Annotated in this window: 14 protein-coding genes and 1 pseudogene; 3 read left to right on the forward strand and 12 right to left on the reverse strand. The window is 43.5% G+C overall.

Going from position 1 to position 21,685, the window contains the following annotated elements; all coding sequences use genetic code 11:
- The first annotated feature begins 104 nt into the window (after window positions 1–104).
- Window positions 105–788, forward strand: a complete 684-nt coding sequence (locus tag A6J84_RS06485) for a CD20-like domain-containing protein (protein WP_095726282.1) — start codon at window positions 105–107, stop codon at window positions 786–788.
- A 49-nt stretch (window positions 789–837) separates the two neighbouring features.
- On the opposite strand, the gene A6J84_RS06490 is transcribed toward A6J84_RS06485, so the two are convergent.
- The gene (locus tag A6J84_RS06490) at window positions 838–1,554 is read right to left on the reverse strand and encodes a YebC/PmpR family DNA-binding transcriptional regulator (RefSeq protein ID WP_000532893.1); all 717 of its coding nucleotides are present in this window, start codon (window positions 1,552–1,554) and stop codon (window positions 838–840) included.
- A gap of 96 nt (window positions 1,555–1,650) precedes the next feature.
- A complete protein-coding gene (locus A6J84_RS06495; RefSeq protein ID WP_095726283.1) occupies window positions 1,651–3,021 on the reverse strand; it encodes an MATE family efflux transporter in 1,371 nt (456 codons plus the stop codon).
- A 109-nt stretch (window positions 3,022–3,130) separates the two neighbouring features.
- Between A6J84_RS06495 and A6J84_RS06500 the strand changes: the two genes are divergently transcribed.
- On the forward strand, window positions 3,131–3,685 hold the full coding sequence (locus tag A6J84_RS06500) for a GNAT family N-acetyltransferase (protein ID WP_095726284.1): 555 nt from the start codon (window positions 3,131–3,133) through the stop codon (window positions 3,683–3,685).
- 131 nt (window positions 3,686–3,816) lie between these two features.
- Here the strand turns inward: A6J84_RS06500 and A6J84_RS06505 are convergent, their stop codons facing one another.
- From A6J84_RS06505 to rpoB, 10 genes and pseudogenes are all read right to left on the reverse strand, one after another.
- Window positions 3,817–4,011, reverse strand: coding sequence for a PspC domain-containing protein (locus A6J84_RS06505; protein ID WP_000415527.1), 195 nt, complete (start codon window positions 4,009–4,011; stop codon window positions 3,817–3,819).
- A 129-nt stretch (window positions 4,012–4,140) separates the two neighbouring features.
- The gene (gene recA / locus A6J84_RS06510) at window positions 4,141–5,292 is read right to left on the reverse strand and encodes a recombinase RecA (RefSeq protein WP_001085517.1); all 1,152 of its coding nucleotides are present in this window, start codon (window positions 5,290–5,292) and stop codon (window positions 4,141–4,143) included.
- A 54-nt stretch (window positions 5,293–5,346) separates the two neighbouring features.
- A complete protein-coding gene (locus A6J84_RS06515) occupies window positions 5,347–6,603 on the reverse strand; it encodes a competence/damage-inducible protein A (RefSeq protein WP_042902935.1) in 1,257 nt (418 codons plus the stop codon).
- 72 nt (window positions 6,604–6,675) lie between these two features.
- The gene (brpA, locus tag A6J84_RS06520; RefSeq protein WP_000592175.1) at window positions 6,676–7,716 is read right to left on the reverse strand and encodes a biofilm formation/cell division transcriptional regulator BrpA; all 1,041 of its coding nucleotides are present in this window, start codon (window positions 7,714–7,716) and stop codon (window positions 6,676–6,678) included.
- A gap of 4 nt (window positions 7,717–7,720) precedes the next feature.
- Window positions 7,721–8,242: pseudogene (locus A6J84_RS06525) on the reverse strand (GNAT family N-acetyltransferase).
- Window positions 8,232–8,675 carry a tRNA (adenosine(37)-N6)-threonylcarbamoyltransferase complex ATPase subunit type 1 TsaE gene (gene tsaE / locus A6J84_RS06530; protein ID WP_095726285.1) on the reverse strand — a complete coding sequence of 148 codons (444 nt, stop codon included), beginning with the start codon at window positions 8,673–8,675 and terminating at the stop codon, window positions 8,232–8,234. Before tsaE ends, A6J84_RS06525 begins: the two are co-directional and overlap by 11 nt.
- An 83-nt stretch (window positions 8,676–8,758) precedes the next feature.
- On the reverse strand, window positions 8,759–9,382 hold the full coding sequence (locus A6J84_RS06535; protein ID WP_000240910.1) for a hypothetical protein: 624 nt from the start codon (window positions 9,380–9,382) through the stop codon (window positions 8,759–8,761).
- Between the two features lie 134 nt (window positions 9,383–9,516).
- The gene (gene ndk, locus A6J84_RS06540; RefSeq protein WP_049520826.1) at window positions 9,517–9,936 is read right to left on the reverse strand and encodes a nucleoside-diphosphate kinase; all 420 of its coding nucleotides are present in this window, start codon (window positions 9,934–9,936) and stop codon (window positions 9,517–9,519) included.
- Between the two features lie 110 nt (window positions 9,937–10,046).
- The gene (gene rpoC, locus A6J84_RS06545; protein ID WP_185758122.1) at window positions 10,047–13,712 is read right to left on the reverse strand and encodes a DNA-directed RNA polymerase subunit beta'; all 3,666 of its coding nucleotides are present in this window, start codon (window positions 13,710–13,712) and stop codon (window positions 10,047–10,049) included.
- Between the two features lie 32 nt (window positions 13,713–13,744).
- Window positions 13,745–17,356, reverse strand: a complete 3,612-nt coding sequence (rpoB, locus tag A6J84_RS06550; RefSeq protein WP_000907162.1) for a DNA-directed RNA polymerase subunit beta — start codon at window positions 17,354–17,356, stop codon at window positions 13,745–13,747.
- Between the two features lie 442 nt (window positions 17,357–17,798).
- On the opposite strand from rpoB, the gene A6J84_RS06555 reads away from it, so the two are divergent.
- The gene (locus A6J84_RS06555) at window positions 17,799–21,533 is read left to right on the forward strand and encodes a pullulanase (protein ID WP_095726286.1); all 3,735 of its coding nucleotides are present in this window, start codon (window positions 17,799–17,801) and stop codon (window positions 21,531–21,533) included.
- Window positions 21,534–21,685 lie beyond the last annotated feature (152 nt).

Raw genomic sequence — 21,685 nt, forward strand, 5'->3', positions numbered from 1 at the left:
AACTATTTTGCTCTGAATTGACATTAGCAGCGATTTTCTCTATAATAAACACTAACTACTGTGGATTGATATCCATTCACACAAGGGAAGGAGAGAGCTTTCAAATGAAACCAGAAGAACAAAGAGTTTTAGGAATCTTAGCAACTATTTTTGGAGCCATCGCACTTTTAGGATCCTGGATCCCATTTATTAACTATCTATCATTTTTCATCGCTATTGTCGCTTTGATCTTGGGCATTATCGGCCTTATCGTCAACCTTAAAAAACGGAAAACGATGGCCATTATCGGAACATCCCTAGCAATTGCTTCTGTTGTACTTTTCTTTACGGCCCAGGTACTGTACGCTAATGTCTACAAAGAGTTTGCTAGGGAGTTTAACCGTTCCTACAGCGAGGCCAGTGCCTCAATGGAACGCGAAGAAGAGAGCGACTTGACAGATGATAGCACCTATTCCATCCCAGAGGAGGAGGAAGAAGATACCTTCACCTGGACCCGAGAACAGTTCGACGCCTTAATCGAAGGTGACCTTGACAACAAAGGAAAAGGTGGTACCAACTACAAGGATATTATCAAAAAACACGGACTACCAGACTCCGAGTTTGACTCCACTATCGGAGGGTACGATACGAGAAAAATCACCTATATATCCATTGGTGACAAGATTAAGACCGTTACCTTAACTTTTGCAAAACAGGACAATGGACAGCTCTTACTCGTTCATAAAATAGCTGTAGGCCTAGGAGGAAGCCAGCAGCAAAAAGATTCAGATTCTGGGACCAGAGTCTAGGTTCAAATATCAAAAAAACGAACAGCTAGTAAAACTGTTCGTTTTTCTATTAGAATCCATCTACGTTTGTGTAGATCTTTTGTACGTCTTCGTCGTCTTCAAGAACGCTGTAAAGTTTTTCAAAGGTTTCAAGGTCATCACCTGACAATTCCACTTCTGACTGAGGAATCATTTCCAATTCAGTCACTTGGAATTCTTCGATACCAGACTCACGAAGGGCAACGATAGCCTTGTGAAGGTCTGTTGGAGCTGTGTAAACCGTGATTGTTCCTTCTTCTGCTTCTACATCGTCCACATCCACATCTGCTTCTAGCAATTGCTCAAAGACTGCATCAGCGTCCTCACCCGCAAATACGATCACACCCTTGTTATCAAAGAGGTATGAAACTGAACCTGAAGCACCCATGTTTCCGCCGTTTTTACCAAAAGCTGCACGGACATTGGCTGCGGTACGGTTAACGTTTGAAGTCAAGGTATCCACAATCAACATAGAACCATTTGGTCCAAAACCTTCGTAACGTCCTTCTGTAAAGGTTTCGTCTGTGTTTCCTTTTGCTTTATCAATCGCTTTATCGATAACGTGTTTTGGCACTTGGGCTTGTTTCGCACGGTCGATAACGAATTTCAAAGCAGTGTTTGATTCTGGGTCTGGATCACCTTTTTTAGCTGCTACATAGATTTCTACACCAAATTTTGCATATACTTTAGAGTTAGCTCCATCTTTAGCCGTTTTCTTGGCTACGATATTGGCCCATTTACGTCCCATTAGGAATCTCCTTTTTTCACATTTTAATCTTTCTTATTATAACACAAGTTTTTTCGATTTTCACTAGAGGAAATGGATTTTGTTCAGCAAACCCAGCTAGTATTGTCCTTTGGCTGCCAAGATTGCCTTGCCTTCTTTTATCAGGGGATGGCGGAAAAGTGAAAAGTACAGTTGTGTAGTCATGGCAACCCAGATAAGGGGTTCACAAAGGATAACCCCCCTATAGCCTGCCCAAGGGATAATCAAAACCACAAAAACGATTTTCCCGATGAGTTCTATAAAGCTGGAAACTAGAGGAAGGACTTTCTGCCCCAAGCCCTGCAAGCAATTACGATAAATCAGCAAGAGGCTCAAAATCGGATAAAAGACTGAACTGATTTGCAGGTAGAGGCTACCATTTTCTACCAAGTAAGTATCTGTCGAACTGGCCAAGAAAGAAACCAAACTAGGACTGGCAAAAAAGAGGAAGATACAAACAAAACCTGCCCAGGACATGCTCAGGCGACTCCCAATACCAAGTCCTTGAACAATGCGGTCTGGTCGCTTGGCCCCAAGATTCTGAGAAGCAAAGGTCGTCATGGCAGAAGAAATAGCCGTCATTGGAAGCAGAGCAAAGGCCATAATGCGTCTAGCCGCTGTCTGGGCGCTAATAATCACTGCTCCAAAAGTATTAACAGAAGACTGTAAAATCACGCTACCAATGGACACAATCGAACTCATCAGACCCATGGCCAAACCTTGTTCTAAAAGATCCGCGTACAAGGCCTTGTTCCATTTAAAATGCTTGAGTTGAGGGAGCAGTTCTGGAACACTCTTACGGATATAATAAAAGCAGAGAACAGCTGATAAGCCTTGCGAGATGATGGTAGCAAGCCCCGCAGATTGAACTCCCAGATGCAGTTGCGTAATGAAATAGAGATCCAGAACCACATTGACCAAGGCAGAAAAAATCAGAAATCCAAGAGCTGCTAGACTGTCTCCAATGGACCGCAACAAACCTGCAAAGAGATTATAGGCAAAGCTGACGCCTACACAGGTCACAATCATAGAAATATATTGATAGGACTGAGGAAGGATTTCTGCAGGAGTATCTAAATATTGCAAGAGTGGATACAGACCGACAAATCCCATCAGCATGACCACAATGCTCAAAAGAGCACCTAAAATCCAGGTAGCTGCTACTGCTTCCTTGATCTTTGTAAAATTCCGAGCCCCATAATAGCGGGCAATGACGATCCCCATGCCATTGCCAACACCAAGCGTAAAGCCTATAATCAAGTCAAAAATGGCAGTTGTCGCCCCTACTGCTGCCAAGGAATCTTGACCAAGAAATCGTCCAACAATCAAGACGTCAGCTGTATTATAGAGCTGTTGGAAAATATTTGACAGCAAGATTGGAAAGGCAAAGCTTAACAGCGCAGGAAGAATAGGACCATGTATCAAGTCCACGGATCGTTTCTTATTCATAAAGCTATTATATCAGCTTTCTAAAGGAGCGACAAGGCTCTATCACTAAGTTTGCAATCAATTGCTTACAGAGAGACAATTTGCTATAATCAAGAAAAGGAGGTCATTTATGAGTTTGACCAGTCAATTAATTACCGATGTATTTCCTGATCTGGATAAGGTTGAAAAGCTAAACAAAGAAGCTTTTCCCGAGGAAGAACGAGTTCCTCTGTCAGAGTTTTTACGCTATCAGGACCGAGAAGACGCTCACTTTTTTGCCTTTTATAACCAAGAAGAGTTTGTCGGCTTTGCTTTTGCCATCTCCAATCAAAAAGCTTTTTATATCAGCTTTTTTGCCATCATGCCCCACTTGAGAAGCCACGGATATGGAAAAGAAATCATCGAAAAGCTGACTGATTTTTACCAGCGAACCATGTTATTGGAAGTCGAGCGATTGGACGAAGAATGCGATAACTTGGAGCAGAGAAAGGCACGCATGGACTTCTACCGCCAAAATGGTTTCAAAACAGCCAATGCTTTTCTAGAGTACGAAGGTTTGAGTTTTGAAATTCTCTACCGTGGCGACTATTTTGACGAAGAAGCCTATCGCGACATCTTCCAAAAGCTACAGAATGAACATTATTTTGACTTTCATATAGAGTATCGTCGTTTTAGTGACCATTAAACAGGACTTATCCATCCAGTGAAGAACCTCTCTTTTTCGATAGAAGCTACATATAAAAATGCATGTAATCTACGATTACATGCATTTTTTATTTTCAACTGATCAGAATAAACTTTTATTCTCTCTATGGCTTAAGCTTCTGCATTGCCTTCCGGAAGAAGGAAGTAGAGAATAGCATAAGCTAAGATTCCAGAACCACCAAGTAGGGTGAAGATAATCCAAAGTGCACGAACAAGTGTGTGGTCCATGTTAAAGTAGTCACCGATACCAGCACAAACACCAGCAATCTTTTTGTCTTGTACGTTTCGAACAAGGCGTTTTTCCATTATAGTAGTCTCCTTTTTATAGAATGATTTAATTTTTTTGATTAAATACTCTTTTATTACGCTTTTGAAGCTTATGGAGACTTAATATTTAAACATAAAAAGCAGAGAAAGACTTCTCCGCTTTTATTTTTAATCTTCAATTTCGATTTCAAGTCCGTCGCCTAGGTCAAGTGTTACTTCTTGGTTAGGTGCTAGATCTTCTGCGACAGAGGTAGGAGTTGTCCCTTCTTCATCTTCAATCAAGCCATATTGAACACGAACTTGGTGGTCAATGGCATCAAAAATCTCTGGGTGATCCGCCAAGTATTTCTTAGCATTTTCAGATCCTTGTCCGATTTTTTCACCCTTGTAAGAGTACCATGCTCCCGCTTTTTGGATGATATCGAGATCACTTGCAATCTTCAAGAGCTCACCAGTCTTAGAAATCCCTTCTCCGTACATGATTTCAACAAAGGCTTCCTTAAATGGTGGAGCCACCTTGTTTTTCACGACCTTGATCTTGGTTTCCTTACCGACATTGGTATCTTTTTGGTCACCAGTTCCCTTGATTTGTGTGCTTCCACGAACATCCAAACGGACTGAAGCGTAGAATTTCAAAGCACGTCCACCAGGTGTTGTTTCTGGATTTCCAAACATGACCCCAACTTTTTCACGCAACTGGTTAATAAAGATGGCAATTGTCTTGGTTTTATTGATAGAAGCTCCGAGTTTACGCATGGCCTGGCTCATCATACGAGCCTGCAAACCAACGTGACTGTCTCCAATATCCCCATCAATTTCCGCACGAGGTACAAGGGCTGCAACTGAGTCAATAACGACGAGGTCAACTGCACCTGAGTCAATCAATTTTCCAGCAATTTCAAGACCTTGCTCTCCTGAGTCTGGTTGTGACAAGAGCAATTCATCAATGTTCACACCAAGGGCTGCAGCATAGGCTGGGTCAAGAGCATGTTCCGCATCGATAAAGGCTGCAATACCACCTTCTTTCTGTGCTTGCGCAACAGCGTGAAGGGCAACCGTTGTCTTACCAGATGATTCTGGTCCATAGATTTCGATGATACGTCCTTTAGGATAACCACCTGAACCAAGAGCAATGTCCAGAGCCAATGAGCCTGAGCTCATCACTTGAACTTTTTGCTCCGCGCGCTCACCCAAGCGCATGATTGAGCCTTTACCAAAGTCTTTCTCAATCAATTTAAGAGCATCGTTCAATGCTTTTTCACGGTCTGCTCCAAATTTTTTCCCAATTTCATCTAATTTTTTTGTTGGTTTTTTCGCCATTTTGTTCTCCTATATTCTACTGGTCCTTAGACCTATCTTTCATTATACCAAAATTTAGTCACTTAATAAAGCCTTGCGAACTAGGTTAAAGGCATGCATGACCGCAATATGTCGAACATCTGCTCGACTCCGTCCTGCAATATTGGCCTTGATCACCTCTGTCCCTTTTGCATGTGCCAATCCAATAAAAACTGTACCAGCTGGATGCCCCTCTAGGCTATCTGGCCCTGCCACACCCGTCAAACTAACTCCATAATCAGACTGAGTCTTGATCCGTGCCTGCTCTGCCATTTTTCGAGCCGTAAACCCAGAAACAACCCCGTGTTCTTTTAGCTCTTGCTCGGAAATATCCAACATCTTGGACTTTTCTTCTAGGCTGTAAGTGACAAAACCGCCATTAAAGATTGCTGAGACGCCCGAAAAGTCTGCTAATGTCGCTTGAAAGAGACCTGCCGTCAAGCTTTCTGCCGCAGTAATGCTTTTCTGTCTCTTCTTTAGCTCTTCTACAACGACACTTGCGAGACTGGTTTCTTCCCCATATCCATAACAGATGTCTCGTAGAGAAATTCCCTCGAAAGTTTGGCGACTCAAGATTTGATTTTCTAAGATATCCAGTGCTTGATCAGCCCTTTCTTGACTAACTGCTTTTGTAGACAAACGCAAGGTCACTTCTCCCGTCTTGGCATACGGCGCCAAGGTCGGATCGGTTTGATGGTCAATCAAATCCGCCAAAATGGTCACCAACTGACTCTCCCCAATTCCAAAGAAACGGAGCACTCGTGAGTATAACTTGGTACCAGTCATTAACTTGGGTAAGAGTTGATTTAAGACCATGGGTTTCAATTCACTAGGTGGTCCTGGGAGGACCACGTAGGTCACGCCATCCACTTCTGACACCCCTCCTACTGCTAAACCTGTCTCATTTGGCAGTGGAGTCGCCCCTTCTACAATTTGGGCTTGGCGCTCATTATTCGGTGTCCGAGCATAGTCAGGTCTATGAGCAAAGAAAATATCCAGTTTCTCTTGCGCTTGAGGGTCAAACACTAGATCTTTTCCCAAAAATTTTGCCAGGGTTTGTTTGGTCAAATCATCCTCGGTTGGTCCCAAGCCCCCTGTCAAAATCACAAGATTACTACGTTGACTCGCAATCTCAAGCAAGGACAAAAGACGAGCTTCATTATCTCCAACAGCTGTTTGGAAGTAGACATCTACCCCGATTTCGGCTAGTTTCTCTGATAAAAACTGAGCATTGGTATTGACAATCTGCCCTGTTAAAATTTCTGTTCCAACAGCAATAATTTCTGCTTTCATGTTTCCTCCTACTTATCTATTCGAATTTTTTTGAAAAAATCGCAGGAAATTTCCCACGATTTGATTCTTTTCTTATTCTGCTTCTTCGTTTGAAGCGTTCGTACTGGTTGAAGGTGCTGTCCGACCAAAGGCTGTTTCGTACAGTACCGCATTGGTTTCCAATTCTGTCACTGGCTCTTTACCTAGCGAACTACGCAAGAGATTTTGCATTTCGAGCATATGTTCTGAAGTGACAATCTGATAAGAAATTCCCTGTAGCTCAGCATCTTCCCCACGCAATTGATGCGTTTCGATATTCTTGAAGGAATCTTGATAGCCGAGCAATTGTGGAATGCTCTTAGCTGACAAGTCCACATTGGTCTGCATGTTATCACTCAAAGCTTTGAGGATACCTTGATAATGACTCACACTGTTTAGGCTCAAAACCTTCTCAACGATCTTTTGAATAACTTCACGTTGACGTTTTTGACGACCATAGTCTCCCTCTGGGTCTTGGTAACGCATCCGTGAATACACCAGAGCTTCCTCCCCATTCAAGGTTTGTTCTCCAACACCGATAGAAATCTTATTAAACTCCTCTTGGTCAGCAATCGAAATTGGGAAACCGAGTGTATTGTTGACGGTAATTCCACCAACCGCATCCACCAATTGTTGAAGCCCCTGCATGTTAACCATCACATAGCGGTCAATGTGGATATTCATCATCTTTTGAATAGTAGAAATTGCAAGTTCCGCACCACCATTAGCATAGGCCGCATTGAGTTTGGCTTCCTGAACTTGACCGTTTCCAGTCTCAATCTTGGTCAAAATATCCCGTTCCAAACTCATCATTGTGGTTTTCTTTGTTTTGGGATTAACCGTCAGGAGAATCATGGAATCACTATTTCCCGCCCACGGGTCTGTACGTTCCACATTTCCCGTATCTACCCCCATCAAGAGGATGGTCAGAGGCTCCGTCGCTTCGATAACGTTGGTTTCTTCCCCGATTTTTTTGTAAGTCTTTTTACTTAGGGTTTCTGTTCCCTGTTGGTAGATGGTATAGCCATAAACCGCTACACCTAAAACTGTTACTGCTAGGAAACCTAGCACCATTCCAATTAATTTTTTAATCATCTCGTTATTTATTTATCAGCTTGCCCATAAGACAAACATCTAAAAATATCCCTTCTGCTAAATAGGCTCCTCTTTCTTGTAAGCCTTCTGTGATAAATCCCATTTTTGAGTAGAGGTGGATCGCAGCCTCGTTTCGTTTTTGTACACTGAGTTGCAAACGGCGCAGGACGCCACTGACTTTCGCCCACTCAATGCCTTCTTCTAGAAGTATAGTCGCCAAGCCTTAGTTCCAGAATTTCCTGCGAACTGCTAGAAAAACATCGCCGATATGTCGAACTCTTAAATGTTGGTCCGCTGTGATATTTAAGACTCCTGCAATCTCATCATTCAGTAAGGCGAGGAGAGTAATTTGATTCTCTGATCCAGCTTGTTTTTCGATAAAAAGAGCCATTTCAGAAGCTGTCATCATGATACCATTTTCATCCAAGCTGGTAAAATCCGTCTCTTGACCGACACAATCTAAAAATGCAATTAAGGCTGTAGCATCTGAAATCTCTGCCTCACGAATACACAACTCATACTCCATCTTGAAGCTCCTTGATGAGTTGTTCAGCCCGAGAGCCATGAGCCGTAAAATGAAGACAACGACCCTCAGCTTCTTTCAAGATTTCCAATTCCAAGTAAGAATCTGGTAAATCTTCACCCAAAAGATGCCCCCACTCAATAACAGTCACACCACCACCAAAGAGAAACTCATCCAAGTCAATAGAATCAGCATCACCTTCGATACGATAGACATCCAAGTGGTAAAGTGGCAAACGCCCTTCGTACTCTCTGACAATGGTATAGGTTGGACTTTTAATCATCTGACGGATATCCAAGCCCTTGGCAAGGCCTTTTGTAAAGGTTGTTTTACCCGCACCCAACTCTCCAGTCAAGATCAGAACATCGTCTTTTTGAAGCAACTGACCTAATCTTTCTCCGAGAGCTAGAAGCTCTTCTTCATTTTTTGTGTGCATGCTACTATTATACCAAAAAGTTTTCTTTTGTGTGAATTTTCTTTATGAACTTACTATAACAATTTTGAAAAATTCTCCTCCATTTAAAAGAATACAACTATTGAAAAAACAAACAGGATATCCCGAATCAGGTGTCCATAAAAGGAGATTTCCCTTTGAATACATTTTGGAAAAAGGAAACGTGCGCATAGAAAACCAACACTGATATAAATGAGAATTGAGGAAATCACTAAGGGATTCCTCAAGAAAACCATCGTAGCTAGAACGGAAATGACGACTGTTTTCTTTTTATTTAGGTAATTTTCTATATCTCGAAAAATTTTATCAAAAGGTAAGAAAATCAATAGATCTACTCCTAGCAAGAAAAAGAAGGAGGGTAAAAAGAGGTCAACCAATTCCTGCTGCAATTTGCTAGTGGTTTGGATGCTTTCTGAGAGAACCAGACAGGTTGCCAAAAGATTGACTACTAAAAGGAGGCAATAAACAAGACTCACTTTCTTTTGAACATGTAAAATACTATGTCTAGACTGGTCTGCTGTATGGAAATAATTTATCCCAGCGCACAAAACAGAAATTCCTACTATCAAAATCAAAAAATAAGCATTGGTCTGTTTTAAAGATAAAAAGGATTCTTTCCATAATAGACAACTACTAAAACTAATCTGGATGACTGCAATCAGTAACAATAGGCGAATTGATTTTACCATTTCTTTTCCCTCCCTATATGGGATTATACCTTTTGAGGAGTTTGAAATGATTGTTTCCGCCTCAAGTGTCCTTTTTTTGTGCTCAACTGACCAAAAAACAGCTCTGTTGTGCGCAGAACTGTTCTTTTACCAGTCTAATCCTTAAACCAGAGAGCAATTTCACGTTTTGCAGAAGCTTCCGAATCGGAGCCGTGAACTACATTTTGAATGGCTTGATTGTCTCCTGCAGCCTTAGCAAAATCTCCTCGGATAGTTCCTGGCAGAGCTGCTTCTGGACGAGTAGCCCCCATCATGGTCCGCCAAGTTTCAATCACTTTCGGACCTGATAGAATGCCCACCACTACTGGTCCTGAAGTCATAAACTGACGGATAGGAGGATAAAAACTTTTTTCAACCAAGTCTTGATAGTGCTGGTCAATCAAATCTTCTGAAACTGCTGAACGCAACTCTAATTTTTCGAGTTTGAAACCTCGTTGTTCCATTCTTTGCAGAATTTCGCCAACCAGCCCTCTTTTCACACCATCTGGCTTAATGATAAAGAATGTTTGTTCCATATGGACACCTCCTTGGCATTTTAGTTCTTCTATTCTACCATACTTTATGAAAAAGTGGGAAAATTTTCTGAAATAAAGCAAAGAGAACCCAAAGGTTCTCTTGTTTGCTTTTATTCTACTGTTTCTTCAACTTGGACTTCCACAACTTCCTCTACAGGAGCAAGTTCTGCCTCTTCTTGTTCTGGAGCCAGATATTCTGCTTCATTGATAGCTTGTGGTTCAAGGTTACGGTAGCGAGCCATACCAGTACCTGCTGGGATGATCTTACCGATGATAACATTTTCTTTGAGTCCAAGGAGATGGTCTTTCTTACCACGGATGGCCGCATCTGTAAGGACACGAGTTGTTTCCTGGAAGGAAGCCGCTGACAAGAAACTGTTGGTTTCAAGTGAGGCTTTGGTGATTCCCATAAGAACTGGGCGACCAGTCGCTGGGACTCCACCTGCGATAAGAACATCTTTGTTAGCATCTGTAAAGTCGTTGATGTCCATGAGGGTACCCATGAGGAGGTCTGTGTCACCTGGATCCATGACACGAACTTTACGGATCATTTGACGAACCATTACCTCGATGTGTTTGTCACCGATTTCTACCCCTTGGCTACGGTAAACTTTTTGTACTTCACCGAGAAGGTAAGTTTCAACTGACAAGACATCACGAACAGCAAGGAGACGTTTTGGTTGGATAGAACCTTCTGTAAGAGCTGCACCGCGAGAGACTTGGTCTCCAACTTCAACACGCATACGGGCTGTAAATGGTACCACGTACTCACCTTCGCCAGTTTCACCCTTAACGAAGACTTTCTTAGTACGAGTTGACGCGTCTTCTTCGATGGCAGTAACTTGTCCTTTGACCTCTGTGATGACCGCTTCCCCTTTAGGATTGCGGGCTTCAAAGATTTCTTGGACACGAGGAAGACCCTGAGTGATATCGGTATTTGAGGCAACCCCACCCGTGTGGAAGGTACGCATTGTAAGCTGTGTACCAGGTTCCCCGATAGATTGGGCAGCGATTGTACCAACTGCTTCACCAACTTCAACCGCATCACCTGTCGCCAAGTTGATACCGTAACAGTGACGACAGACACCATGACGGGTGTTACATGTAAATACAGAGCGGATAGTCACTTCTTCCACACCAGCATTGACAATTTCACGCGCCTTGTCTTCTGTAATCAACTCATTTGGACCGATGATCACTGCACCAGTTTCTGGATGTTTAACAGTTTTCTTAGTGTAACGACCGTTGAGGCGTTCTTCGAGAGACTCGATCATCTCTTTTCCTTCTGCGATAGAACGGATCAAGAGACCACGGTCTGTTCCACAGTCGTCCTCACGGATGATAACGTCTTGGGCAACGTCAACCAAACGACGAGTCAAGTAACCTGAGTCGGCTGTCTTAAGGGCCGTATCGGTCATACCTTTACGGGCACCGTGAGTTGAGAAGAACATTTCGAGTACTGACAAACCTTCGCGGAAGTTTGAAAGGATTGGCAATTCCATGATACGTCCGTTCGGAGCAGCCATCAGACCACGCATACCGGCAAGCTGTGAGAAGTTTGAGATGTTACCACGGGCTCCAGAGTCCATCATCATAACGATTGGGTTCTTAGGATCTTGGTTGGCAACCAAACGTTTCTCCAATTTTTCACGAGCAGCACGCCATTCAGCTGTAACAGCGTTGTAGCGCTCGTCGTCTGTAATCATACCACGACGGAATTGTTTGGTGATTTGTTCTACACGTTTGTGTGATTCTTCGATGATTTCAGCCTTGTCTTCAACAACTGGGATATCGGCAATACCCACTGTCAAACCTGCAAGAGTTGAGTGGTGGTAACCGAGGTTCTTCATGCGGTCAAGTAGGGCAGAAGTTTCTGTCGTACGGAAACGTTTGAAGATTTCAGCGATGATATTCCCAAGATTTTTCTTCTTGAATGGAGGGTTGAGTTCAAGATTGCTGATTGCTTCCTTGATATCTCCACCTAGTGGCAAGAAGTACTTAGCTGGAACACCTTCTGTTAAGTTAGCATTTGTTGGTTCTTGCAAGTAAGGCAGACCCTCTGGCATGATGTCGTTGAAGAGGATTTTACCAACTGTTGTCAGCAAGACCTTGTGTTTTTGCTCTTCAGTCCAAGGTTTGTTGAGGCTATCTGTCGCGATACCAACACGTGAATGGAGGTGAACATAACCATTGCGGTAAGCCATAACCGCTTCGTCACGGTCTTTGAAGACCATTCCTTCACCTTCACGACCAGCTTCTTCCATGGTCAAGTAGTAGTTACCCAAAACCATGTCCTGAGATGGAGTAACAACTGGTTTACCATCTTTCGGGTTCAAGATATGCTCAGCAGCGAGCATCAAGATACGAGCTTCTGCTTGGGCTTCTTCTGAAAGCGGTACGTGGATGGCCATTTGGTCCCCGTCAAAGTCGGCATTGTAGGCTTCACAGACAAGCGGGTGCAAACGAAGGGCCTTACCATCGATCAAGACTGGCTCGAAAGCTTGGATACCCAAACGGTGAAGGGTCGGTGCGCGGTTCAAAAGTACTGGGTGTTCTTTGATTACTTCTTCAAGGATATCCCAGATACGTTCATCACCACGTTCCACCAAGCGTTTAGCCGCTTTGACGTTCTGCACGATGTCACGAGCAACGATTTCACGCATGACGAATGGTTTAAAGAGCTCAATTGCCATTTCACGTGGCACACCACATTGGTACATCTTAAGAGTTGGACCAACGGCGATAACGGAACGTCCTGAGAAGTCAACACGTTTACCGAGCAAGTTTTGACGGAAGCGTCCTTGTTTCCCTTTAAGCATGTGGCTCAATGATTTCAATGGACGGCTACCTGGTCCTGTGATTGGCCGACCACGACGACCATTATCAATCAAAGCGTCAACCGCTTCTTGAAGCATACGCTTCTCATTTTGAACGATGATACCTGGTGCATTCAACTCAAGCAAACGAGCCAAGCGGTTGTTACGGTTGATAACACGGCGGTAAAGGTCGTTCAAGTCAGATGAGGCAAAACGGCCACCATCCAACTGCAACATTGGACGAAGGTCTGGTGGAATAACTGGAAGGATGTTGAGAATCATCCATTCAGGTTTGTTTCCAGACTTGTAAAAGGCATCCAAAACATCCAAACGACGGATGGCTTTGACACGTTTTTGTCCAGTAGCTGTTTTCAACTCTTCTTTGAGTTCGGCAATTTCTTTTTCAAGATCTACTTGTTTCAAAAGGTCTTGGATGGCTTCGGCACCCATTTTGGCAACGAATGAACCATAACCATACTCACGCAAGCGCTCACGGTATTCGCGCTCTGTCATGATAGACTTGTGCTCAAGTGGTGTATCCTTCGGATCAATCACCACATAAGCCGCAAAGTAGATAACTTCCTCGAGGGCACGAGGACTCATATCAAGGGTCAAGCCCATACGGCTTGGAATCCCCTTGAAATACCAGATGTGAGATACAGGAGCTTTCAACTCGATGTGCCCCATACGCTCACGACGAACTTTCGTACGCGTTACTTCAACCCCACAGCGGTCACAAACAATCCCTCTATAGCGAATGCGTTTGTACTTACCACAAGCACATTCCCAGTCCTTTGTAGGACCAAAGATGACTTCGTCAAAGAGTCCTTCACGTTCTGGTTTCAACGTACGGTAATTGATTGTTTCAGGTTTCTTGACTTCTCCATAAGACCATGAACGGACTTTGCTTGGAGAAGCTAGGGTGATTTGCATACTTTTAAAACGATTTACATCAACCACTATTTCTTCCCTTTCTATTCTAAGTGAACTGCTTATTCTCGTTCAGCAGCTTCTTCTGTTGCTTCCGCTTTTGTTGCTTTCTCAGCTTCTTCAGCTTCAAAGGCTGCTTTAGCCTCTTGGGCTGCTTTTTCGCGGGCTTTTTCAAGGTCATCTACGTGGATGACATCTTCGTCCATTCCTTCATCTAGGTCACGAAGTTCCACTTCTTGGTCGTCTTCGTCAAGGACACGCATGTCAAGACCAAGAGATTGCAATTCTTTGACAAGAACTCGGAAGGATTCTGGAACACCTGGTTTTGGAATTGGTTTTCCTTTTGTAATAGCTTCATAAGCTTTCAAACGTCCGTTGATATCGTCAGACTTGTAAGTCAAGATTTCTTGGAGGACATTTGATGCACCGTAGGCTTCAAGAGCCCAAACCTCCATCTCACCGAAACGTTGTCCACCAAACTGAGCTTTACCTCCGAGTGGTTGTTGGGTAACGGTTGAGTATGGTCCGACTGAACGCGCGTGCAATTTATCATCAACCATGTGGTGGAGTTTGATCATGTACATGACACCAACTGATACACGGTTGTCAAACGGCTCACCTGTACGTCCATCGTATAGGATTGTCTTAGCATCGCTATCCATACCTGCTTCTTTAACAGTGTCCCAAAGGTCTTCAGAGCTTGCTCCGTCAAACACTGGTGTTGCGATGTGGATACCAAGAGTACGGGCTGCCATACCAAGGTGGAGTTCCATAACCTGACCGATATTCATACGTGATGGTACCCCAAGTGGATTCAACATGATGTCGACTGGAGTTCCGTCTGGAAGGTAAGGCATGTCTTCTACAGGAACGATACGAGAGACAACCCCTTTGTTTCCGTGACGTCCGGCCATCTTATCTCCGACTTTGATCTTACGTTTTTGAGCGATGTAGACACGAACCAGCATGTTAACACCTGATTGCAACTCATCTCCATTTGCACGTGTAAAGATCTTAACATCACGAACGACACCATCGGCACCGTGAGGTACACGAAGAGAAGTGTCACGCACTTCACGAGACTTGTCTCCGAAGATAGCGTGCAAGAGACGTTCTTCAGCTGAAAGGTCTTTTTCACCCTTAGGTGTTACTTTACCTACAAGAATATCGCCTTCTTTAACCTCAGCACCGATACGGATAATACCCATCTCGTCAAGGTCTTTAAGGGCATCTTCACCAACGTTTGGAATTTCACGAGTAATTTCTTCAGGCCCAAGCTTTGTATCGCGGGTTTCTGATTCGTATTCCTCGAGGTGGACAGATGTATAGACATCGTCTTTGACCAAGCGTTCGCTCATGATAACGGCATCCTCGAAGTTGTAACCTTCCCATGTCATGTAGGCAACGATTGGGTTTTGTCCAAGCGCCATTTCCCCTTTTTCCATAGAAGGTCCATCAGCGATGAAGTCTCCTTTTTCAACGACATCGCCAACTTTAACGAGAGTGCGTTGGTTGTAGGCAGTACCTGAGTTTGAACGACGGAATTTTTGGATGTGGTAGACATCCAATGAACCATCTTCACGGCGTACTTCTACCTTGTCAGCATCTGCGTATGTAACTTTACCATCATACTGAGCAATAACAGCAGCACCAGAGTCATGAGCTGCTTGGTATTCCATACCAGTACCAACGTAAGGTGCTTTTGGATCAATCAATGGCACAGCCTGACGTTGCATGTTGGCACCCATGAGGGCACGGTTGGAGTCATCGTTTTCCAAGAAAGGAATACATGCTGTCGCAACGGCAACTACCTGTTTTGGTGACACGTCCATGTAGTCAACCACTTCTGCTGGATACTCTTGGTTGACCCCTTGGTGACGTCCCATGACAACTTTCTCAGCAAAAGTACCGTCTTCGTTAAGACGAGAGTTGGCCTGCGCTACAGTGAATTCATCTTCTTCATCGGCTGTCAACCAAACGATTTCGTTTGTGACTACACCAGTTTCACGGTCAACCTTACGGTATGGTGTTTGAACAAATCCATACTTGTTCAAGTGACCATATGATGACAAGTTATTGATCAAACCGATGTTAGGTCCTTCAGGTGTCTCGATTGGACACATACGACCATAGTGAGTATAGTGCACGTCACGTACTTCATATCCGGCACGGTCACGTGTCAAACCACCAGGTCCTAAGGCTGACAAACGACGTTTGTGAGACAACTCAGAAAGCGGGTTGTGTTGGTCCATGAACTGTGACAACTGTGATGAACCAAAGAATTCTTTAACCGCAGCTGTTACTGGACGGATGTTGATGATTTGTTGCGGTGTCAAAACTTCATTATCCTGAACAGACATACGTTCACGGACATTACGTTCCATACGAGAAAGGCCAAGACGTACTTGGTTAGCAAGCAATTCACCAACTGCACGGATACGACGGTTCCCAAGGTGATCGATATCATCCACACGTCCGATACCTTCTGCCAAGTTAAGGAAGTAGCTCATCTCTGCAAGGATATCCGCAGGAGTTACAACACGAACCTTATCGTCTGGATTGGCATTTCCGATGATGGTTACAACACGGTCTGGGTCCGTTGGGGCAACAACCTTGAATTTTTGAAGGACAACTGGTTCTGTCAGAACAGCTGCATCGTTTGGAATATAAACAATTTTGTTCAAGTCGCCATCCAAGTGACTCTCGATACTTTCGATCACGCTACGAGTCATAATGGTACCAGCTTCTACCAAGATTTCACCAGTTTCAGGGTCTACCAATGGCTCCGCAATGGTTTGGTTGAGCAAGCGTGTTTTAACATTGAGTTTTTTATTGATCTTGTAACGACCAACTGCCGCCAAGTCATAGCGACGTGGGTCAAAGAAACGCGCTACAAGCAAGCTACGTGAGCTTTCAGCAGTCTTAGGCTCACCTGGACGAAGGCGTTCATAAATTTCTTTCAAAGCTTCGTCTGTACGAGAGTCCATTGGATTCTTGTGGATATCTTTTTCAACGGTGTTGCGAACCAATTCGCTGTCACCGAAGATATCAAAGATTTCATCATCACCTGAGAAACCAAGCGCACGAACTAAGGTCGTAAATGGAATCTTACGAGTACGATCGATACGAGTATAAGCGATATCTTTTGAGTCGCTTTCAAGTTCCAACCAAGCTCCACGGTTAGGGATAACAGTTGAGCCGTATCCCACTTTACCGTTCTTGTCTACTTTGTCATTAAAGTAAACACCTGGTGAGCGAACCAACTGAGAAACGATAATACGTTCACCACCATTGATGATGAAAGTACCCATTTCGGTCATGATTGGGAAATCACCAAAGAAGACTTCTTGGGTCTTGATTTCGCCTGTTTCTTTATTGATCAAGCGGAAGGTTACAAAAATTGGTGCTGAGTAGCTAGCATCGTGGATACGTGCTTCTTCGAGCGTGTATTTTGGTTCCTTGATTTCATAGCCAACAAATTCCAACTCCATTGTGTCTGTGAAGTTTGAAATTGGCAATACATCTTCAAATACTTCCTTAAGACCGTGATCTAGGAAATCTTTGAATGAATCCGTTTGAATTTCAATCAAATTTGGTAAGTCAAGAACTTCTTTGATTCTTGAAAAACTACGACGGGTACGATGTTTCCCGTATTGAACGTCATGTCCTGCCAAGATGATTCTCCTTTGTAAATAAATTCCAAGCCTTGTCAATCAGGCTTTTCTAATCGTTATATGGTTTTTAAAACCCCTATCACCGTGTCCCTTTGATGAATTTTCAGAATCTTTAAATCTTTGTTACAAACACTCAAAAACCTGAAAAAAAGCACAAAAAGAGCAGCTAAATCTGACTTTTTCAGAAGATTTAACTGCTGTGAGCTTTGTCTGGACAATATTTCAGACAAAACCTACGACAAATGATTACTCTTATTATACCTTATCGGACAAGATTTTTCAAGGTTTTTTTACTATTTTTCAAACAATCTTTTCCTATATATTATTTTAAAATTTCAAGAGAATGAAGCATTATATTTTCTCTCAAAAATTAGGAAAACGCTTGCACTAATGTTTACCTCGTGCTATACTGATAAGGAACAACTACACAAGGAGAATTGTGATGAAAAAGATCCCATCTCAAACTGAGAAAAAAATGATTTATGGTATCCGTTCCTTGAAGAACGGAACTGGTTCTGTCCTTATTGGTGCCAGCATTGTCTTGCTTTCTGCTACAATGCCAACTATTTCGGCCAACGAAAACCTTCCTCAAACTCAGGAAAATACCAGCGCTGTGACCAAGGCCCCTACTGAGACTGAAACGAGTCAAACTCAAAAAGAAACGCCTATTTCTGAACAAAAGAATGCAAACGCTTCCCTTGATTCTAAAAAGGAAGCTACAGTTGCGGAAACTACTACGGCTGTGGAAACTACTACAGCACCCGAAACATCTAAAACAGAAGATGCTACTACAAGCCAGACTAACAGCAAGGAAGAGAAAGTAGATGCCAGCACTTCGACACCAACTTCAGATCAAAAATCACAAGCAGACACATCTTCTGAAGAACCAATCGCAGACAACCACTTCCGCATCCATGTAAAAAAACTCCCTGAAGAAAACAAAGATTCTCAAGGTCTTTGGACTTGGGACGATGTTGAAAAACCTTCTGAAAACTGGCCCAATGGAGCCAAGCCCTTCAAGGATGCCAAGAAAGACGACTATGGCTATTACCTAGACGTCAAACTCAAGAATGATCAAGCCAAGAAAGTCAGCTTCCTTATCAACAATACCAAGGGGGATAACCTGACAGGGGACCGTTCTGTAGAGCGCCTCTCTCCAAAAATGAATGAGGCTTGGCTAGATGAAAACTACAAGGTACACAACTACCGTCCTCAGCCAGCAGGAACTGTCCGTGTCAACTACTACCGCACAGATGGCAACTATGACAAAAAATCTCTTTGGTATTGGGGCGATGTCAAGAATCCAAGCAGTGGAGAATGGCCTGACGGTACTGACTTTACAGCAACTGGAAAGTATGGCCGTTACATTGATATTCCACTCAATGAAGCTGCAAGAGAATTTGGATTTTTATTACTAGACGAAAGCAAGAAAGGCGATGATGTGAAAATCAGAAAAGAAGATTATAAATTTACTGATCTAAAAAATCACAGTCAGATTTTCCTCAAAGATGATGACGAAACCATCTACACTAACCCCTACTATGTGCACGATATCCGCATGACTGGTGCCCAACACGTGGCTAAATCTCGTATCGAAAGCAGTTTTTCTACCCTCGTTGGAGCTAAGAAAGATGATATCCTCAAACACTCCAGCATCACTGATTACCAAGGGAATAAAGTAGCTATCACAGACGTGGAAGTGGATGAGGCAGGTAAAAAAGTGACCTACATCGGCAACTTCTCTGACACCCAACACCCTTACACTGTCAGCTACAATTCAGACCGCTTTACCACACGTTCAAGCTGGCGCCTCAAGGATGAGTCCTACAGTTACGATGGGCCACTCGGCGCAACTCTAAAAGAAGATGGCAAGCGTGTTGACCTCACCCTCTGGTCTCCAAGTGCTGATAAGGTTTCCGTTGTTATCTATGACAAGAAAGATCCTGAAAAAGTAGTTGGAACTGTCGCCCTTGAAAAAGGAGAAAAAGGAACCTGGAAACAAACTCTGGATGCAAACTCTGGTCTCGGTATCAGCAACTACACTGGCTACTACTACCACTACCAGATCGAGCGCCAAGGTAAAACTGTCCTCGTTCTTGACCCTTATGCCAAATCATTAGCGGCTTGGAACAGTGACCTAGCAAAAACAGATGCCGCTCATAAGGTCGCTAAAGCTGCCTTTGTCGATCCAGCGAAGTTAGGTCCGCAAGACTTGACCTATGGAAAGATTCGTAACTTCAAATCACGTGAAGATGCCGTTATCTATGAAGCTCATGTACGTGACTTCACTTCGGATCCTGCCATCGCAAAAGACTTGACCAAGCCATTTGGTACCTTTGAAGCCTTTATCGAAAAACTAGACTATCTCAAAGACTTGGGTGTGACTCATATCCAACTCCTTCCCGTCTTGTCCTACTACTTTGTCAATGAATTGAAAAACCATGAACGTTTGTCTGCCTACGCTTCAAGCAACAGCAACTATAACTGGGGATATGACCCTCAAAACTACTTCTCCTTGACTGGTATGTACTCAAGCGATCCTAAGGATCCAGAAAAACGTATCGCAGAATTCAAAAACCTCATCAACGAAATCCACAAACGTGGCATGGGGGCTATCTTGGATGTGGTCTACAACCATACTGCCAACGTTGATATTTTTGAGGATATTGAGCCAAACTACTATCACTTTATGGACGCAGACGGAACCCCACGTACTAGCTTCGGAGGCGGCCGTTTGGGAACTACCCACTACATGTCTAAACGTGTCTTGGTAGACTCTATCAAGTATTTGGTCGAAACCTACAAAGTAGATGGTTTCCGCTTTGATATGATGGGTGACCACGATGCGGCTTCTATTGAAGAAGCGTACAAGGCTGCACGCGCCCTCAATCCAAATCTTATCATGTTAGGTGAAGGCTGGAGAACCTATACTGGTGATGAAAATACGCCTGTACAACCTGCTGACCAGTCTTGGATGAAGAAAACTGATACTGTCGCTGTCTTTTCAGACGACATCCGTAACAACCTCAAGTCTGGTTATCCAAACGAAGGCCAACCTGCCTTTATCACAGGTGGAAAACGCGATATCAACACTATCTTCAAAAATCTCATTGCTCAACCAACTAACTTTGAAGCAGACAGTCCTGGAGATGTTATCCAGTATATCGCAGCCCATGATAACTTGACCCTCTTTGACATTATTGCTCAGTCTATCAAAAAAGACCCAAGCAAGGCTGAAAACTACGCTGAGATCCATCGTCGTTTGCGACTTGGAAACCTCATGGTCTTGACTGCTCAAGGAACTCCGTTTATCCACTCTGGTCAGGAATACGGACGTACCAAACAATTCCTTGATCCAGCCTATAAGACTCCTGTCCCTGAAGATAAGGTTCCAAACAAGTCTCACTTGTTGCGTGACAAAGACGGCAAGCCATTTGTCTATCCTTACTTTATCCATGACTCTTACGACTCTAGTGATGCTGTCAACAAGTTTGATTGGACCAAAGCTACAGATGGCAAAGCTTATCCTGAAAATGTCAAGAGCCGTAACTACATGAAGGGATTGATCGCCCTTCGTCAATCGACAGATGCCTTCCGACTCAAGAGTCTGCAAGACATCAAAGAGCGCGTCCACCTCATTACTGTTCCAGGACAAAATGGCGTTGAAAAAGAAGATGTGACCATCGGCTACCAAATCACTGCTCCAAACGGTGATGTCTACGCTGTCTTTGTCAATGCGGATGATAAGGCTCGTGAATTTACTCTAGGAACTGCATTTGCTCACTTGAGAAAGGCTGAAGTCCTCGCAGATGAAAATCAAGCCGGACCAGTAGGAATCGCTAAACCTCAAGGTCTCGAATGGACTGAAAAAGGCTTGAAATTGAACGCTCTCACTGCTGTCGTTCTCCGCTTGTCTCAAGGAGGTGCTATTGTCGCTCCAGCTGTGGAAGAAAAACCAGAATTTGATCTTTCTAGCTTGGAAGTTGAACCAGAACAAGGTCAAGCTCAAAACCTAGCAGCCAATCCTGAAACTCAAGAAACTGCTGCAGAGGCTCACTCTCAGAACCTCCTTCCAAACACAGGAACTGAGAGCAAATCCCTCCTTGCCCTTGCTGGATTCAGTATCCTTGCCCTTCTCGGACTTGGATGGTTGATAAAAAACAAGAAAAAGAAATAACACTCAATGAAAATCAAAGAGTAAACTAGGAAGCTAATCGCAGGCTACTCAAAGCACAGCTTTGAGCTTGTAGATAAGGCGAAGCTGACCTGGTTTAAAGAGATTTTCAAAGAGTATAAACTAGCCCTCCTATAGAGAAAACACCCCATGGT

The sequence above is a fragment of the Streptococcus sp. FDAARGOS_256 genome (assembly GCF_002289235.2).
Lineage (GTDB): Bacteria > Bacillota > Bacilli > Lactobacillales > Streptococcaceae > Streptococcus.

Excerpts from the sequence above, each read along its gene's own strand:
- tsaE (WP_095726285.1), bottom strand. The coding sequence starts at position 8,675 with ATGCACACAAAAAATGAAGAAGAGCTTCTAGCTCTCGGAGAAAGATTA.
- A6J84_RS06490 (WP_000532893.1), bottom strand. The coding sequence starts at position 1,554 with ATGGGACGTAAATGGGCCAATATCGTAGCCAAGAAAACGGCTAAAGAT.
- A6J84_RS06505 (WP_000415527.1), bottom strand. The coding sequence starts at position 4,011 with ATGGAAAAACGCCTTGTTCGAAACGTACAAGACAAAAAGATTGCTGGT.
- A6J84_RS06515 (WP_042902935.1), bottom strand. The coding sequence starts at position 6,603 with ATGAAAGCAGAAATTATTGCTGTTGGAACAGAAATTTTAACAGGGCAG.
- ndk (WP_049520826.1), bottom strand. The coding sequence starts at position 9,936 with ATGGAACAAACATTCTTTATCATTAAGCCAGATGGTGTGAAAAGAGGG.
- recA (WP_001085517.1), bottom strand. The coding sequence starts at position 5,292 with ATGGCGAAAAAACCAACAAAAAAATTAGATGAAATTGGGAAAAAATTT.
- brpA (WP_000592175.1), bottom strand. The coding sequence starts at position 7,716 with ATGATTAAAAAATTAATTGGAATGGTGCTAGGTTTCCTAGCAGTAACA.
- A6J84_RS06555 (WP_095726286.1), top strand. The coding sequence starts at position 17,799 with ATGAAAAAGATCCCATCTCAAACTGAGAAAAAAATGATTTATGGTATC.
- A6J84_RS06495 (WP_095726283.1), bottom strand. The coding sequence starts at position 3,021 with ATGAATAAGAAACGATCCGTGGACTTGATACATGGTCCTATTCTTCCT.
- A6J84_RS06500 (WP_095726284.1), top strand. The coding sequence starts at position 3,131 with ATGAGTTTGACCAGTCAATTAATTACCGATGTATTTCCTGATCTGGAT.
- A6J84_RS06485 (WP_095726282.1), top strand. The coding sequence starts at position 105 with ATGAAACCAGAAGAACAAAGAGTTTTAGGAATCTTAGCAACTATTTTT.
- A6J84_RS06535 (WP_000240910.1), bottom strand. The coding sequence starts at position 9,382 with ATGGTAAAATCAATTCGCCTATTGTTACTGATTGCAGTCATCCAGATT.